This is a genomic window from Emticicia sp. C21 (assembly GCF_003418935.1).
Taxonomy (GTDB): Bacteria; Bacteroidota; Bacteroidia; order Cytophagales; family Spirosomataceae; genus Emticicia.
In genome coordinates, this window is sequence record NZ_QVMT01000004.1 from 380,599 (window position 1) to 397,481 (window position 16,883).

The 16,883-nt window shown below is 38.9% G+C and carries 16 protein-coding genes; 10 read left to right on the forward strand and 6 right to left on the reverse strand.

Annotated elements, in window-relative coordinates; genetic code table 11:
• The first annotated feature begins 9 nt into the window (after positions 1-9).
• From D0T08_RS12125 to purH, 4 genes are all read left to right on the forward strand, one after another.
• Positions 10-1,032, forward strand: a complete 1,023-nt coding sequence (locus D0T08_RS12125) for a hypothetical protein (protein WP_116982906.1) — start codon at positions 10-12, stop codon at positions 1,030-1,032.
• A complete protein-coding gene (locus D0T08_RS12130; RefSeq protein ID WP_147322766.1) occupies positions 986-3,466 on the forward strand; it encodes a hypothetical protein in 2,481 nt (826 codons plus the stop codon). Before D0T08_RS12125 ends, D0T08_RS12130 begins: the two co-directional genes overlap by 47 nt.
• Positions 3,467-4,018: a cob(I)yrinic acid a,c-diamide adenosyltransferase gene (locus D0T08_RS12135; RefSeq protein WP_116982908.1), complete on the forward strand. Its 552-nt coding sequence runs from the start codon at positions 3,467-3,469 to the stop codon at positions 4,016-4,018.
• Between the two features lie 370 nt (positions 4,019-4,388).
• A complete protein-coding gene (purH, locus tag D0T08_RS12140) occupies positions 4,389-5,909 on the forward strand; it encodes a bifunctional phosphoribosylaminoimidazolecarboxamide formyltransferase/IMP cyclohydrolase (protein ID WP_116982909.1) in 1,521 nt (506 codons plus the stop codon).
• Positions 5,910-6,083: 174 nt separating this feature from the next.
• On the opposite strand, the gene gmk is transcribed toward purH, so the two are convergent.
• The 4 genes from gmk to D0T08_RS12160 all read right to left on the reverse strand — a co-directional run bounded on the left by gmk (position 6,084) and on the right by D0T08_RS12160 (position 8,989).
• Entirely contained in the window at positions 6,084-6,686 is a 603-nt protein-coding gene (gene gmk / locus D0T08_RS12145; RefSeq protein ID WP_116982910.1) for a guanylate kinase, read from the reverse strand.
• Positions 6,687-6,798: 112 nt separating this feature from the next.
• Complete coding sequence (locus tag D0T08_RS12150; protein WP_229238950.1) at positions 6,799-7,059, reverse strand: hypothetical protein; 261 nt, start codon at positions 7,057-7,059, stop codon at positions 6,799-6,801.
• A gap of 176 nt (positions 7,060-7,235) precedes the next feature.
• Entirely contained in the window at positions 7,236-7,847 is a 612-nt protein-coding gene (locus tag D0T08_RS12155) for a sigma-70 family RNA polymerase sigma factor (RefSeq protein ID WP_116982912.1), read from the reverse strand.
• Between the two features lie 254 nt (positions 7,848-8,101).
• Positions 8,102-8,989 (reverse strand): winged helix-turn-helix domain-containing protein, encoded by an 888-nt coding sequence (locus D0T08_RS12160; RefSeq protein WP_116982913.1) that lies wholly within the window; start codon positions 8,987-8,989, stop codon positions 8,102-8,104.
• Positions 8,990-9,132: 143 nt separating this feature from the next.
• Between D0T08_RS12160 and D0T08_RS12165 the strand changes: the two genes are divergently transcribed.
• The 4 genes from D0T08_RS12165 to D0T08_RS12180 all read left to right on the forward strand — a co-directional run bounded on the left by D0T08_RS12165 (position 9,133) and on the right by D0T08_RS12180 (position 12,291).
• Complete coding sequence (locus tag D0T08_RS12165; protein ID WP_116982914.1) at positions 9,133-9,531, forward strand: hypothetical protein; 399 nt, start codon at positions 9,133-9,135, stop codon at positions 9,529-9,531.
• Between the two features lie 122 nt (positions 9,532-9,653).
• A complete protein-coding gene (locus D0T08_RS12170) occupies positions 9,654-10,265 on the forward strand; it encodes a YceI family protein (protein ID WP_116982915.1) in 612 nt (203 codons plus the stop codon).
• Positions 10,266-10,272: 7 nt separating this feature from the next.
• Entirely contained in the window at positions 10,273-11,433 is a 1,161-nt protein-coding gene (locus D0T08_RS12175) for a trypsin-like peptidase domain-containing protein (RefSeq protein WP_116982916.1), read from the forward strand.
• Between the two features lie 69 nt (positions 11,434-11,502).
• The gene (locus tag D0T08_RS12180; protein ID WP_116982917.1) at positions 11,503-12,291 is read left to right on the forward strand and encodes an SDR family oxidoreductase; all 789 of its coding nucleotides are present in this window, start codon (positions 11,503-11,505) and stop codon (positions 12,289-12,291) included.
• On the opposite strand, the gene D0T08_RS12185 is transcribed toward D0T08_RS12180, so the two are convergent.
• Positions 12,288-13,631 (reverse strand): NAD(P)/FAD-dependent oxidoreductase, encoded by a 1,344-nt coding sequence (locus D0T08_RS12185; RefSeq protein WP_116983030.1) that lies wholly within the window; start codon positions 13,629-13,631, stop codon positions 12,288-12,290. The genes D0T08_RS12180 and D0T08_RS12185 overlap by 4 nt on opposite strands.
• 152 nt (positions 13,632-13,783) lie before the next feature.
• Positions 13,784-14,659, reverse strand: coding sequence for an AraC family transcriptional regulator (locus tag D0T08_RS12190; protein WP_116982918.1), 876 nt, complete (start codon positions 14,657-14,659; stop codon positions 13,784-13,786).
• Positions 14,660-14,801: 142 nt separating this feature from the next.
• Between D0T08_RS12190 and D0T08_RS12195 the strand changes: the two genes are divergently transcribed.
• The gene (locus tag D0T08_RS12195; protein WP_116982919.1) at positions 14,802-15,659 is read left to right on the forward strand and encodes a sugar phosphate isomerase/epimerase; all 858 of its coding nucleotides are present in this window, start codon (positions 14,802-14,804) and stop codon (positions 15,657-15,659) included.
• Positions 15,660-15,710: 51 nt separating this feature from the next.
• Positions 15,711-16,835, forward strand: a complete 1,125-nt coding sequence (locus D0T08_RS12200; protein ID WP_116982920.1) for a Gfo/Idh/MocA family protein — start codon at positions 15,711-15,713, stop codon at positions 16,833-16,835.
• Positions 16,836-16,883 lie beyond the last annotated feature (48 nt).

The window sequence follows — 16,883 nt, forward strand, 5'->3', positions numbered from 1 at the left end:
CTAGACTCCATGCGATTTTACCTGCTTTTTCTGATTATATTGTTACAGTCTTGTGGGTCTGATTCTCCCCCAAAAAACGTTACGAAGGCTTTTTATTATTGGAAATCTATTTTTCAGTTAAGCTCTCAGGAACGAAAAACCCTTGATAGTTGCGGAGTAAATAAGCTATACATCAAGGCCTTTGATATAGACTGGAATTTTGCCACCAATAAGCCTGTTTTAAAAGCACCGGTAATATTTCAGGATAGTATACCTCAAAATCTGGCGCTTGTTCCGGTAATATTTATTACTAACCAGACGCTCAAACAAATATCCGATACTTATCTTGATGATTTTGCTAATTATGTCCAAAGTCAACTAAAACACGTATGGTCAGTCAGACCTTATATAGAAATTCAATTTGATTGCGACTGGACTATCAGCACCAGGACAAAGTACTTTAAGTTTCTGGATTTATATAGAAAGCATTGCCACGGCAAAACGTTATCAGCTACTATCAGGCTTCATCAGATTAAATTTGCACATAAAACAGGCATTCCACCAGTTGACAGAGGCATGCTGATGTTTTATAATATGTCGGACTGGAAAAAGCCAAAGATTAAAAACTCTATCTACGACCTTGATGCGGCTTCTCAATATACTGCTACGCTTAGTAAATATCCACTAGATTTAGATATAGTCTTTCCACTATTCAGATGGGCTGTTATTTATCGGGGTAATCGATTTATGACGGTTATTAATAAGTTGGGGAGTGAGACTTTGAATCGCCAGGAATTCCTGAAAAAAGAAGGTAATAAGTATTATGTGCAGAAAGATGTTCAAGCCTTTGGCATATCGTTACGAAGAGGAGATATGATTCGGGCAGAAGACGTTGATTATGAAGAACTTTTAAAAGGTTCGAGGGCTTTGAGTAAGCAAATATCCACACAAAAACTTACATTTGCATTCTATTATTTAGACCGAAATATCGTATCCAACTATACCCATGAACAACTCCACCAGATCTTTCTTTCATTTGAGTTACCGGACTAAATCTATCATCATTTTATTGCTGATGGCATGCGGCCCACAGCCATTTGATTATGATGAATTCAAAAGCTTTTTTGCGCCTGAAAGTGCGGCTAACGAAGCACAATTTCATAGCTATAATTTTACCTCTCAGTTTTTATATGACGATGATTATTGGAACGAAGCCGATAAAATCGATATTTCGGAAGCAGAAAACACAAAGGCTTGGGCTGCCTATGCCGGAGTTTCTGAAAAAACGGTAACGGATGAACTATATATCAAAGCAGATAGCAAAAATACAACGGGGCTGACAGAGGCATTGCAACAAAAAGGTAAAACTGAGGCTGTTGAATATCTGGCTCTGGCTAGAAAAATTGAGAGTGCAGATAATAGTATATCGGGCGAAGAGGCTTCGACCACTCCAACAGTAAATACTGCAGAATACGATGTCTGGCTTACGGCTATTCAATCCAAATATGAACAGAGTAAAGATAATTTTCTAAAAGAGCGTTTAGCTTATCAGGCAGTAAAAGTTGCTGATATGGCAGGTACTCCACAAAAGAGTATTGAATTATACAAAAAACTGGTGGAGCCTATTTCACCAAAAACCTTTATCAGCGATTGGGCACGTTCTCGCATGGCCGGGGCTTACACTCATGCAGGAGATTCGACTCAGGCTTATTATCATTTTTCACAGTTGTTCGTTACAGCGCCTACCCGTAGAAAAGCGGCTCATTTAAGTTTAAGAAACAATTTACCAAAACTGCAGGACGAGGCACTTAAACTATGCAAAAGCGATGCGGAAAAAGCCAATGTCTATGCTGCTACTGCAGTTTTGCCCTTTCAGGATGCTTTGCCCATGATGGAGCAAATGCAGGTTTTAGACGTAACCAATCCGACATTGGAATTTGTAATGGCTCGTGAAATCAATAAAAATGAAGAGTTTTTCTTTACTAACTGGCAAGACTTAAAATACTCTTACTGGAGTATGGATTCTACCAAAAAAGGAAACCTCAAAAAAGAATCAGCTGATTATTTCAGTAAACTCTTAGACTTTTCACTTGAATCTGCTGAGAATCCGACTTTGAAAAAATCTCCTTTCTGGTATACAGCTGCGGCTTACCTGACATTCATTGCGCAAGATTATACAAAGGCTAATGAATTGCTACAAAAAGCCAAAGCGATTGGGACTACAGACAAGGGTGTACAAGACCAGATAGCTATGCAGGAAATGATATTGACGGTAAGTGAATCGCCTGTAGTAACACCTGAAATGGAAAAGAAAGTGATGCCCCTATTGGAGCGTTTTTCCCGTTCTGACAAATTCCGTACAGCTAATAATTTCAATGCGGCCTGCAAAATTTTAGTAGCTAAATATCTGGGAGCAACCCCTATCAATGAATTTGCAGAGGGAGGAGAAACGAGACCATTAAAAAAAGGGAAGCAAGTGAAAGAAAGCAAGCCCTTAGGTTGGTTTGCGAGTTGTTTTGGCAAAAAAGATGATACACGAAATGTAAAGGCATCACCTGAGGGGAAAGCAAAAGCTTTTTTAGTTTCACTACTTACTTCTTATCAATTAGGGTATTCTAAACAGGAAGAGGGCTGGGTGGCCAATGCAAATTTCATGAGTAGTTCAGACCAATATTCCATTGAGGATTCTACATCATCGGCTACTATTAATTATACACTTGACTATTTCGCTAAAAATAACCAGTCGGATTTCGATAAGCGGTTAATTAAACTCACCGGACTGGATAATAATTACCTCTATCTGGTCTTAGGAAGAAGGGCCTTAGCCGAACATCAATATGCCAAAGCTGCCGAAGCATGGAAACATATTGCACCTGCTACATGGGAAGCTGAACCTTTCAAAACTTATTTAGATGTAAATCCTTTTCATCTGAACGGTCAGGGAGAAGCAGACCCTAAAGAGACCGTCACACCTATATCTTTTGCTATACGTATGGCAGAATTGCAGGAGAATGTGAACAAAAATCCAAACGATTATGAAAGTTGGTTGCTGTTAGGCTGTGGAAGCTACAATATGGGCTATTTTGGCAATAGCTGGATTTTGCTGCGCAGAGCCTGGAGTGGTGGTGAACAGAAAAACGAAACAGATGATTATTATACTTCTGAAAAAGCTTTATACTATTTTGACAAGGCGATGAATGTAGCACCTAATGCAGAAACTGCTGCAAAGGCTTGTTATCTTGCTTCGGCCTGTCAGAAAATAAGATATGAGTTGGCTTATGGTGCGATGTATGACGGACTTTATTCGCTGCCTGATGGAGAGCGTGAAAAGAAAGAGGCCGAAATAGCCAAAACTTTGGAAACGCTTAGAAAAGAAAAATACGCTACTTATTTCAATTTGCTGAAAACCAAATACCAACAAACCAACTACGAAGAGCAGTTGATTAAAGAGTGTAGCACTTATAAGGATTTTTTAGCAGGTAAGTAAATGAAAATATACACCAAAACAGGCGATAAGGGTACTACTGCATTGGTAGGTGGCCGGAGAGTCAGCAAAGGAAATTTAAAAATTGAGTCTTATGGCACAGTAGATGAACTTAATTCGTGGATAGGGTTAGTAAGAGACCAGCCCATCAATGAATCACGACGGGGTTTATTAAAAGAAATTCAGGATAGGTTATTTACTATTGGCGCTGATTTGGCTTCTGAACCGGAGCAGGTCAGAAAGAAGCCTATACCCAGTTTAGTAGAAGAGGATATTGCCTTATTGGAAAATGAGATGGATCAAATGGATACTGAACTCCCACCGCTAAGGGCTTTTGTTTTACCAGGCGGAAATCAGTCTGTTTCATTTGCTCATCTTGCCCGAACAGTTTGTCGTAGAGCCGAACGTCTGGTGATTCGTTTAGCAGAAGAAGAAGAGGTGAATTCGATGGTGATTAAATATCTCAATCGCCTATCTGATTATCTGTTTGTACTCTCACGCAAAATGACGCAGGAATTGGGTAGCGAGGAAATTACGTGGAAGCCGAGAATGTAGAAAAATAACTTTCACAGACCCAATGTAAAAAGAAATGCAAGCCTCCTCGCGAAAACTTGCACTCAGTATAGAAACGCTCAGTAGCGAGGATATTCGTTCCTCCACTACTTTACGTGATAGAATGTTCTGAACAAAATTTGTATTTTTTTTAGAAGTATTTCTAAAAAAACACCTCATCTCATCATTCACAAAGTCCCGAAAAACGCTATTTTTACTACGAATAGCGACTATTTTCTAATGTTTTTCGAAAAATGCTGTCGTATTCCAAAAAAGCAGTAATTTTGCACTTTCATTTTTTTGCCAACCGTTTAATCAGTTTGGCACGAGACTTTCAGATTTACGTATAATATATCGCAAAAATCATTCCAAAATGGCTAAGAAGATTCAATCGGCTCTTATTTCGGTTTATTACAAAGACGGTTTAGATAAAATAGTTAAACTCCTTCACGAAAACAACGTACAGATTTTCTCTACAGGTGGTACACAAAGTTTCATTGAAGACCTGGGTATTCCTGTAACAGCAGTAGAAGACCTGACCAGCTACCCATCTATCTTTGGCGGACGTGTAAAAACGCTTCACCCAAAAGTTTTCGGTGGTATTTTATATCGTAGAGATAATGAGGGAGATATTCAAACTGCCGCTCAGTTCGAAATTCCATCTATTGATTTAGTGATTGTAGATTTATATCCTTTCCAGGAAACAGTTGCCTCAGGCGCAAGCGAAGAAGATATTATTGAGAAAATAGATATTGGTGGTATTTCATTGATTCGCGGAGCAGCTAAAAACTTTAACGATGTATTGATTGTATCTTCTCGTAACCAATACGATGATGTATTCGAAATCTTACAGAGCAAAGGTTGCGCAACTGATTTAGAAGATCGCCGTCGCTATGCTATGGAAGGTTTTGGCATGAGTTCGCAATATGATACTGCTATCCATGCGTATTTCAGTGGCGATGTGTATACCCAGGTACAGAATTTTGCAGCTTTACCGCAAAAGGCACTTCGTTATGGCGAGAACCCACACCAAGCTGCTACTTTCTATGGTGATTTAAACCAGATGTTTGAGCAGATTCATGGCAAAGAGTTATCATATAATAACCTGATGGATGTTGAAGCCTGCGTGCGTTTGATTGATGAGTTTGAAGAGACATCGTTTGTGATTATCAAACATAATAATGCTTGTGGTGTGGCATCTGCCCCGACAGCAAAAGAAGCTTATGTAAATGCTTTGGCTTGTGACCCTGTTTCAGCTTTTGGTGGTGTGATAATTACCAATACTCATGTTGACGTAGCAACTGCCGAAGAACTACATAAATTGTTCTTTGAGATATTGATAGCACCATCTTTTGATGAAGAGGCATTGACTATCTTGAAGAAAAAGAAAGACCGCCGTTTATTAATCAGAAAGCCAGTTGAATTGAGTAAAAAACAATTCTGTACGCTTTTGAATGGCGTTTTGGAACAGGATAAAGATAACTCGATAGAAACAGCGGCAGACTTTAAAGTAGCTACTGAAAAAGCCCCTACGGCTGATGAAGTAAAGGCATTAGAATTTGCTTTGAAAATCTGTAAACACCTGAAATCTAATAACGTAGTTCTAGCAAAAGACGGACAGTTACTAGCATGTGGTGTAGGCCAGACCTCACGTGTAGATGCCTTGAAACAAGCCATTGAAAAAGCCAATACATTTGGTTTTGATTTGAAAGGTGCAGCCATGGCGTCAGAAGCTTTCTTCCCTTTCCCTGATTGTGTGGAGATTGCACATGAAGCAGGTATCACCAGCGTAGTTCAACCGGGCGGCTCTATCCGTGACCAGGATTCAATTGATTTCTGTAATAAGAATGGTGTTGCTATGGTATTGACTGGTGTGAGACATTTCTTGCATTGATCTGCCAAGTGTGTCACGGCTATACTCGTCCGTAAACGGCCGTGGCACGCTTACTTTGGCAAATAGATATAAAGCAAAACTTAATACAAAGACAAAAAATAAGCGTGCCACGGTCTTTCTCGGATGAGTATAACCGTGACACGCTTTATTAATGCTTCTTATTTCAGGGCCTTATCAAACCTCCAAAGGCTTCTTTTCAATCTTCAATTCATCTCTAACAAAGCTTTCGTAGAGCTCTTCTGCTTTTTGCCAGGATGATTCAATATCATCATTCAACAAAATCACATCAAATCTGTTCTGGAACTCCATTTCAAATTTCATTTTGTATAAGCGTCTTGAAATGCTGTCTTCATCATCGGTACCTCTGCTTCTCAATCTCCTTTCTAACTCTTCCATAGATGGGACTTTTACATAAATAGCCAGTGCAGCATCACCAAAATAGTTTTTCAGATTAACGCCACCTTTTACGTCCACATCAAAAATTACATTCTTTCCCTCTGCCCATAACCTTTCAATCTCCGTTTTTAAAGTACCATAATAAGCTCCCGGATATACCTCCTGCCATTCTATAAATTCTTCGTTATCAATTCTTTCTTTAAAATCGTGGATACTTAAAAAGTAATAGTCTTTTCCGTTTTCCTCATTACGACCGCGTTTGTCGCGGGTACATGCCGAAATTGAAAAACCCAGATTACTGTATTTACTAAGCAAATGCTTAACGATGGTTGTTTTTCCCGAACCGGAGGGAGCGCAAAAAATGATGGCTTTACCTTTCATTGAGAATGTTTTATGACCTTGCTCAAGCAAGGTGGGTAGCTACAATAAAATTATTAAAAAAGCCACCAAGTTTAAAAACCTGATGGCTGAATATCTTGCAAAGATAGTGAAATCAACAACTAAACAACAAATGATACAGTTTTACTTCTGCTATAATAAACCCTAACAATACTAATCCTAATCCAACTTTTGCCCTTATATCTACCACCGTTGACTGTGGGCAACATTTTTTCTCCATTTTCACCAGAAGCGCATCTTTAATGCTTTTCTCCAGTTTATAACCCTCTATACAAGGCAGACAATCGTCCATATGTAACTTAAAATGTTCTACCTCAGCGGCAGATGCCGATCCATCAAGTACAGCCTGTATCATCTGCATACACTTTTGATGATTTTCACACCTCTCTTTCATTGGTATAATGTTTAGGGGACATTAATCTACTTCCCTCTCTATTAATGTTTTTGTTAATGATGCCCCTGGTTTATCGACCACAAGCATATATCGTTAGTAAAATATTTTCTGTTTAAAAGTCCCTTAAGACCACCTGCTTAATCCTGCTCTGCCATCTCGTCGGTTTTGTATCCCATTGATGAGGCATAGTTTTTCAGCTTCTCTTTCAACAAATTCCGTGCTCTGTGTAAACGCGACCTTACCGTTCCGATTGGTATGTCTAATATCTTTGCCATCTCTTCGTAAGTGAATCCTTCAATATCACAAAGGATAATTACTGTACGAAAATCAACCGGCAAGCTGTTAAGTGCATTAGCGACTTCATCGCCAATCATATCCTGAACAGTCTCTGTACGCAAGTCGGTTGTTGCCTCCATTTCGGCATCTTCTACCGAATTGTAGGTGGTCTCAACGTCCTGATAATCAACCTTTGATGGTTCCTTACTTTTCTTGCGATAGTCGTTGATGAAACTGTTTTTCAAGATTCTAAACAACCACGCTTTTGCATTAGTTCCACGTTCAAACGAATTGATAAATCGAAAAGCTTTCAGATATGTATCTTGTACCAGATCGTTGGCATCGTCTTCATCATTTGTTAAGCGAAAAGCAAAGTTATACATCGAGTCTATGTGTGGCATAAACTCTTTGTCAAAGACAGCATATTTTTCTTTTTCAGAATATCTTTCTATTTCTATTATTTCTTCTTCCATAAGCGTATTTGCTTTTTTATGAGACCTATAAAGAGCATTTTATAGGCACTGTAGTAGCTCAATTGTATAGTCCTCCATAATTTCGGTAAAGTTACGAATTTCGGCAAGAAAAAGATAATATTATTGCCAGAAAACAAAAAATACTTAGGAGGAAGAAATATACGTATAAATGGAAAAATTTACCCAGAATTTTTAATTTCCTAACACCAAAAAGCCCTTTTTTAAGAAATTATTATGGTATTTTTCTCTTTTTATTAAGCAATCACTTCCAATTTATAACCTTTACCATGAATACTGGTAATCTTGATAGACTCGTCTCCCTGTAATCTTTTTCTGAGTTTAGACACAAAAACATCTAAACTTCTGCCTACTACAAATACGCCTTCGTCTTCCCATACCTCTTTTAAAAGCCTGTCGCGCTCTATCACCTGATTCTGATTGGCGGCAAATATGCCCAGCAATTTTGCTTCTTTATCAGACAACTCAATCTGTTCTTCTCCCTGTTTCAGCAACGCTCTATCGGGGTAAAAAGCGTATCTGCCTATACCTACAAATGATTCTTCTTCAACAATAGTGTTAACAGTTTCTGCTTCACTTTTTTTCTTAAAAAAATTTTTATTAAATACTGAAAAAAGTGTTCCACCTGCCAGAATAAATCCAATTGCCCACCAGATATTCATAGGTTTTGTAGCCTGATAATTTCCTGTAAACTGAATCTGAATCCGGTAACAATCTTTGGCTTGCGGCCTGCCCATACACGCCAGATTATCTTCTCCTTTGCTTTTAACCTCGTAGCCAAACACGACTTGCGGACTAACGCAGTTATATACGTTTACCATATAATCGAGGGGTAATTGCGCAGAAGTCAGGCGCTGATGCACCACTTTAGCCAAGGTGTCAGGCATGAAAGCAAACTTGCTCTGAAACTCTAACTGGAAAGTATTTTCGTCTATTTTTTTCACAGGCAATACCCGTGAGGTAAAATCTCCCGAACGCTGCAATAACTGATGCCCGATTTCGCGCATGACTAATATGGCTCGCTTCTCAAGAAAATCATGCGAGTCATTGACGGTAAGCGTTCCTGCTGAAAGCGCAATTACGGAAAATACCGCCAGGCAAATGATATAAATCTTAGGTTTCATAATTCTGACAAAATTATGGTAAAGCTATCTGAAAAACAGTAGAGTTACATGCAATTTACACTTTTTTACATTCATTTTACTTCTGCCTGTTTTCTCTCTTCTACATTTGGCTCATCGTTCAATTTTAAAAATCGGAAATAATTATGAAAAAACTTATCGCAACCATATTGTGTTGCTGCGCTTTCGCACAAGTCGGTTTCAGCCAGCACATTTGTTCAGCTGCTTTTTTAGGCAATAAAATGATAGTAAACCAGTACACAGATAAATGTTATAAAAATGAACTTCCATTAAATGCAACCGGAGAATTAAGTGTAAGTACTGTATATCTGGACAAGAACGAAAGTAAAGCCGTAGATAGAATACCCTTTAAAATCGCTATAAAAGAGCAAGGAACCAAAACAATTACGATGTTTTCAAGAGAAGATTTTATGAAAGTTGATGTACAGAAGGTACTATCACAATGCAAAAAAGGCGACCAGATTGTATTGCTTACCCTCGACAAGCAATATTTCCTGCCTCACAACGAAATTTTAGTTAAATAAACTATTACTATGACTTTAAATTGTGGCGCGAACTTCCAGATCTCGGTAGGGTTGAAAAGTCACGACAAACAGGAAGTTCGCGCCATAATATTTAAACATACTTGCTTAAACCTACATTATCAATGAAAAAGCTATTTATCGTATTATTCTTATTTTCTTACGCTACATTCTCACAGGTCAAGCCTGCTGCTGATATTACTTATGAGATAGCCAATAAAGAAAGTCAGCTTATCTGGCAGGACGTTCCCTTTGCTGGTAAACCTCATGAAGGAACTATCCAATTAACTTCTGGTACTTTAGTTACGGCTGCGAATGGAAAAGCAAAAGGAGGTAAGTTTGTGATAAACATGAAAAGCATTAATAGTGTTAATCCGAATACCGGAGAAATTAATAAAGGTGTAGTAGAACATTTACACTCTGATGATTTTTTCTCAACTATGCGTTTCCCCCTTTCTACTTTCACTATTACAAAAATCATCCCCGCAACCAAGCCTAGTGAATACACTATTACTGGCAACCTGACGTTGAAGGGCATCAGCAATGTGATTACTTTTCCAGCCATCATCATTATGGAGGGTACTCAATTAAAGGCACAGGCAGCTGTTACAATTGACCGTACTTTGTGGGGCATCACTTATAAATCTTATAGCTTTTTATCCCAGATGAAAGATGATTTGATTCCGAATAACATTAAACTTACCATGAATCTGGTATTTAGCAAAGCTATTAATTAAGTGTAGTATGAAACAAATAAGCTTTATTTTTTGCTTTTTGCCACTTGTGGCTTTTGGTCAGTTAAAAGAATCCTGGGTAACAAAACCTAAAGAACTGTGGCCTCAGATTGCCCTCGTAAACGACGTAACTTATAAAAACGGCAACAAATACGAAGACCCAACTATTAGTTACGCTGCCAGCGGTTTTTTGTTAGATACAGGCAAAGACACTTTAGCCATTACAGCCAAGCATATTATCTGGGTAGCAAGAAATAAGGCTTCCGACAAGGTTTATATCAACGACCATCTGAAAACCTGGAAAATGTATCCAAAACATAATCTGAAAGACTCAGTTATCATTGACCGCCTTATTAACGAAGATTTAAACGAAAAGCTTTTTAATGGCCCTGAAAATGGTGTATTGCAGCGGGATTGGCTGGTATTCACTACCAAATATGTTTCTCCAAATATTAAGCCAGTTAAATTAAGAGAAAAGCCGGTGAAAGTGGGTGACAAAGTCTATCTGATAGGGAATCCTTATCGGTTTGATAAAACACTAACAGCAGAAGGGTATATCAGCAAGAAAGCAGGCAATACACTATTTGTGAGATTTAATGACCCGGCCATACGTACCGCTTTTCTGGGTGGAGCAAGTGGCTCGCCTATTCTGGATGAAAATGGACAATTGGCAGGTATTTTTTCTAATGGACAATTAGACCCTAAAACGGGTGAGCGAATTACTTATGTTAATTCAACTGCCTATTTAAAAAAGGTATTGGCAAGAGTAAAGCCACTCAATGTAGATAAGGAACAAATTTCTACTTATGTTGATTCACTGATTGAGGCGGTTGGCACAAAAAAAGCGATGAGCCAGTTTGAGAAATATGTAAAGACTGAAAAAGCCCAGGATATTTATGAACTGACTTATATCAATTATAATAAGCTAATAACAATAGGAGAGAAATTAAGCAGTGAGGGCAACACGAAAGATGCGGTTCTCTATTTTGAAACACTTCTGAGAACTTATCCTGAAAATCACTTAATGATTATCGCTTTATCAAAAGCCTATAATGCCAATCAACAGAAGCAAAAAGCGATTGACCTCCTTGAATTGAATAAAGATAAAGTTGACCCGGATGTGAAAGGGGAGATAGAAAAGAACTTGAATGAGATAAAAGCTAAGAAATAAACCGAACTTTCAAGAAGTGTCTTTTATATCAATAGTAAACTATTACATTTGAGCCAAAACACACGTAACATGAATCTGGATTTAACTGGCAAAACCGCATTGGTTTGTGGAAGTACACAAGGGATTGGCAAGGCAGCGGCTATCGAATTGGCTTTATTAGGGGCAAATATCACTTTAGTCGCCCGTAATGAAAATAAATTGAAAGAGGTGATGAAAGAATTACCGCGTAAGAAGAATCAAAAGCACCGCTACCTGGTGATTGATTTTTCTAAAACCGCTCAGATAAAACCTAAGATTGAGCGATACTTAGCTAAATATCCCGAAGTACATATTCTTATTAATAATACTGGTGGCCCGGCAGGTGGGGCTATTATTGAAGCTGATGTAACACAGTTTACTCAGACATTTAATGAACATATTGTATCGGCACAAATACTTACGCAAGCTGTAGTACCCAGTATGAAAGAAGCCGGGTTTGGCCGGATTGTGAATATCACTTCTGTGGGTATGAAACAACCGATTATTGGCTTAGGAGTATCAAATACTATTCGCGGAGCAATGGGCAACTGGGCAAAATCAATGGCCAATGAATTGGGAAAATATGGTATTACCACTAATAATGTATTGCCTGGCTACACTACAACAGCCCGTTTAGAGAAAGTTAATGAGACCAGAGCCAAAGCAACTAATAAGAGCATTGAAGCCGTCGAACAAGATTTAATCAAAGATATTCCGATAGGTCGATTTACTTCGCCTGAGGAAACAGGCGCAGTGATTGCCTTTTTATGTTCGCCTGCGGCAAGCTCTGTCAATGGCGTGAGTATTCCGGTGGATGGCGGTCGCACCAGTAGCCTTTAAATAGCTTCTAAAACCGCATCACGACCTGATACGATTGCTCCTTCCATAAAGCCCTGCCATTCAGCCAGATGCTCTCCGGCAAAATGGACGTTCAGGTGGGGCTTTTTTAATTCCGGCTGTACCGTAAACCATTGCCCTGTGCCATAAATAGCATAGGCTCCTTTTGAATAGTTGTCTTGTCCCCAATTATAATTGGCTACTTTTTGAAGATAATTTCGGGCATCACCTACAGGTCTGATAGAATCAATAATGGTTTGTCGGCGGTAATCATCGCCATGCCAGCCAAACATATCTGCTTTTTCGCCTATACTATAAGAAGTAAGCGCGCCTCTGGCATGATCCTGATTTTTGGTAGCATGATAGAAATAATGTGCAGGCGTATCGGTTATCATATCAAAATCCTCCCGTTTCCAGAAACGTTGACTAAACAAACCTACACATTTATTGATACGCGCATATTGCAGGGCATCTATCGCATGCAATTTTGATTTCGGCAAAGCAGGTGCGAAATTGATTTTCGACAAAGCAAAGGTTGGAACGGTACAAATAACTCTATCTGCCTCGAAAGTTTTTCCGTTGGCGCATTTGATGGTAATGCCTTTACCTTTCTGAATAATGGCATCTACATGATGTTCGGTTAGGATTTTTTCCCGACCTATTAAATCAGCAATTTTGTTGGCTAAAGTGCTATTACCACCTTCCATTTTCAAATCCATTTCGTTTTTCTTGCTCGAATAGGCATATTCGCTGATGGCAGCATAGGCTGATACATGTCTGATGCTTTCGCCAAAATCGGTACTATCCAATAACTCTCTGAAATACAGGTCGTTTTCAGGGATACCATTGTTGACAAGATATCTCCACCAATTCAATCGGTCGAATAATTTCTGCTGCTCTGAGTTCAGGTTTTTGAACGATTCAAGCAATCCCTCCAGTTTCTTCTTCCAATCGGTATCAAAATCCCATTTATTTACTTTGCTATATTTGCCTCTGAAAAACAAATCCGTATCAAAGCGATTGTCATTCAGTTGAATCTTGAAGCGCTCGCATAGTTTCTTTACTTCTTCGTGCGACTCTCCTACCCATTCGGCGCCCAATTCTACCCGTAAATCAGCCTGCTCGTCAATTTTATGCGTAAATACACGTCCGCCGATACGATTGCGTGATTCTAAAACCACAAAGTCTATCTTCTTATCAAAAAGTGTTAGAGCAGCAGAAAGTCCTGAAAATCCTGCGCCAAGTATGACAACTTTAGCCGGTTTAACAGTATGAGCAAAAGTCTTTTGATTGAGCAGGATAGCGCTTGAAGCAGCCAGACCAAGGAATGAGCGTCGTTTCATGGTTAAATAATAGATATCGTTGCAATGAGGTATAAAAAAAGATGATGCTTCTCCTTTTTGGAAAAACATCATCTTCAAACATCCTTTACAAATATACCCTATACGCAAGGATAAAGATAGTATTTACTAAATTTTTTATTATGTGGCAAAGGTCACCTAATACCCTTTGTATATTCTTTCTGATATAAAAGAGGAGTCTTCCCGGTAATCTCTTTAAACTGGCGGTTAAAATTGGAGATGGTATTATAGCCGCTTTCGTAGGCGACTTGCGTAATACTTAAATTACCCTCATGTAGCAATTTACAGGCATGACCGATACGAATCTCGGCTATGAAATCGAAAAATGGTTTGTTAGTGCGGCTTTTAAAGTATCGGCAAAAGGCGGAATCGCTCATACTGACCAAAGACGCTAATTCACTTAAACGTACTTCTTCTTTAAAATGCTTCATTACATATTCATGCACTTTTTGCATGCGTTCGGTCTCAGACACTTTGTGCGTATTCACATAGCCAAAACTGGCAATGTATTCGTAGTCGGTTGATTGGGCTAAATGATGAAGCATCGAGAGGAATTTCAATACCCGCTCAAATCCCTCATATTGATGGAGGTTCAGCAATTCATGTCTGATGTACTCTTTAGATTCACCTATTATATCCAGTCCTCTTTCGCCTCTTTCCAATAATTGCTTCAGGTTGTGCATTTCGCTTTTTTCAAAAAAGCCATTTCCTAAGAAATCTTCGGTGAAGTAGATTACGATTCCATGCGTAATTAGCTCAGAATTATGCTCAAAATAAGCAAGGTCGCTTTGCCATAGATGTGGAATATTGGGGCCAAGAAAAACCGTATCTCCTGCTTCAAAATGCTTGATATTGTCTCCGATAAACCTGGTACCGCTTCCTTCCAGCACCGTGAACAACTGATAATGCGGGTGAAAATGCCAGTTTGGATCGAAATGTGGCTCCACTAACTCCTTTAATGTAAAGGAATAAACCGCACTTTCAACCGATTTTTTGAGAAGAGGCTTCATAGATTACTATTCTGAATTTTAACCATAAATTTAAAGATAAAAATAAATAAAGTCAAAATACAGTCAGTATTAGTAAAAGTAGGCTTATTTTTTTGTACTATTTTAAGATAGTTTTGTAATGTGAAAATTTAAGAAAATCAGCATGAAGTTTGGAATGAATCTCCTTTTGTGGGGAACAGAAATTAATGAAAGTCTTTTTCCGGTATTAGAAGAAATAAAGGAGCTTGGTTTTGATGGTGTTGAAGTACCTATTTTTGATACAGACCCGACAAACTGGTATAAGTGGCGAGAGAAATTAGATGAATTGGAGCTAGACAGAATTGCCGTAACGATTTGCGGCCCTGATTTTAACCAGATCAGCCCAGACCCTGCCATCAGAAAAGCCACTTTAGAACGTAATAAACTGGCAGTAGATTGTGCGATGGTATTAGGAGCAAATTTGCTCAATGGCCCTTATCACTCAGCATTAGGAGCATTTACAGGTAAACCTGCAAGCGAACAAGAGTGGCGTTGGGCAGTAGATAATCTCAGAGAATTAGCTGATTATGCTGATAGCTTTGGTATCACTTTAGGATTGGAATATCTGAACCGTTTTGAAAGCTATCTGGTATCGTCAAGCGATGAGTTGATTAAACTGGTTGAGGATATTGACCATCCGGCCTGTAAAATCATGTTTGATACTTTTCATGCTAATATTGAAGAGAAGAACCTGGGAGATGCCATCAGAAAATTGTCAAAACATCTGGTACACGTGCAGGTTTCTGAAAACGACCGAAGTACTGTTGGTACAGGAAATGTGAACTGGGAAGATGTTTTTAAAGCATTGCATGAGGTCAAATATGACGGTTGGTTATCGGTAGAGGCATTCAGTCAGAAACTGGCGGTTGCTAATATCTGGCGAAAAATGTTTGACTCAGAAACACAATTAATGAAAGATAGTCTTAGTTTTTTAAAAAATAGTCTTGCAGAAAATCCTGGCACACCGAGTATTCCTTATTGATTAGAGGAAGAGATTTTAACGGATTTGACGCTAACCTAAAACAATTAAACCATGTCGAAAAAAATCAATATTGCTATCGTCGGGCTTGGCTTTGGTGCTGAGTTTATTCCTATCTACCAGCGCCACCCAAATGCTAATATGTATGCCATTTGCCAACGTAATGTAGAAAAACTCAATCAGATTGGCGATGCATTCGGCATCGAAAAAAGCTATTCTGATTATGATGAATTATTAAAAGACCCGGATATTGATGCAGTACATATCAACTCCCCTATCCCGAATCATGCCGAACAAAGTCTGAAAGCACTTTATGCGGGCAAGCACGTGGCTTGTACCGTACCAATGGCTACTTCGGTTGAAGACTGTATAGCTATTGTAAAGGCAGTAAAAGAAACAGGTAAGAAGTATATGATGATGGAAACGGTGGTATATGCCCGTGAGTTTTTATTTGTCAAAGAAATGTATGAAAAAGGCGAATTAGGAAAAGTACAGTTCCTGAAAGCAAGCCACCAACAAGATATGGATGGATGGCCTGATTACTGGCCGGGCTTACCTCCCATGCACTATGCAACACACTGCGTTGGCCCTGTGGCAGGTTTATTGAAGCTTGAAGCTGAGTATGTTTCATGCTTTGGTTCAGGTACTATCCGTGAAGAGCTGGCTCAAATACATAACTCTCCTTTTGCAGTTGAATCGGCTCATATTAAGTTTAAAGACAGCGATTTGAGCGCTTATGTCTATCGTTCATTGTTTGATGTAGCTCGCCAGTACAGAGAAAGTTTTGAAGTATATGGCTCGAAAAAATCTTTCGAGTGGGCATTGGTGGAGCATGAAGAGCATATCATTCATACCGCGAAAAAACCTGAACACGAAATTCCGGAAAAAGTAACTGTGAAAGATTATGCGCATTTACTACCGGAAGGCATTCAGGATTTCACGACCAAAGGTGTCTATGATTTAGGTGAAAACAACCACTTATCATTTACACAAGGTTCTGGTCACGGAGGTTCTCACCCGCATTTAGCACATGAGTTCTTAATGGCATTGGTTGAAGACCGTGAACCATTCCCGAATGCAGCGCAATCAGCTAACTGGACAAGCGTGGGTATCCTGGCACACGAATCAGCTATGCAAGGTGGTAAAATCATGAATTTACCTGACTTTCACAACGTATAAATTTATATAGGGGCGAGGCTCTGCTTCGCCCTTCTGCTTACGCCTATC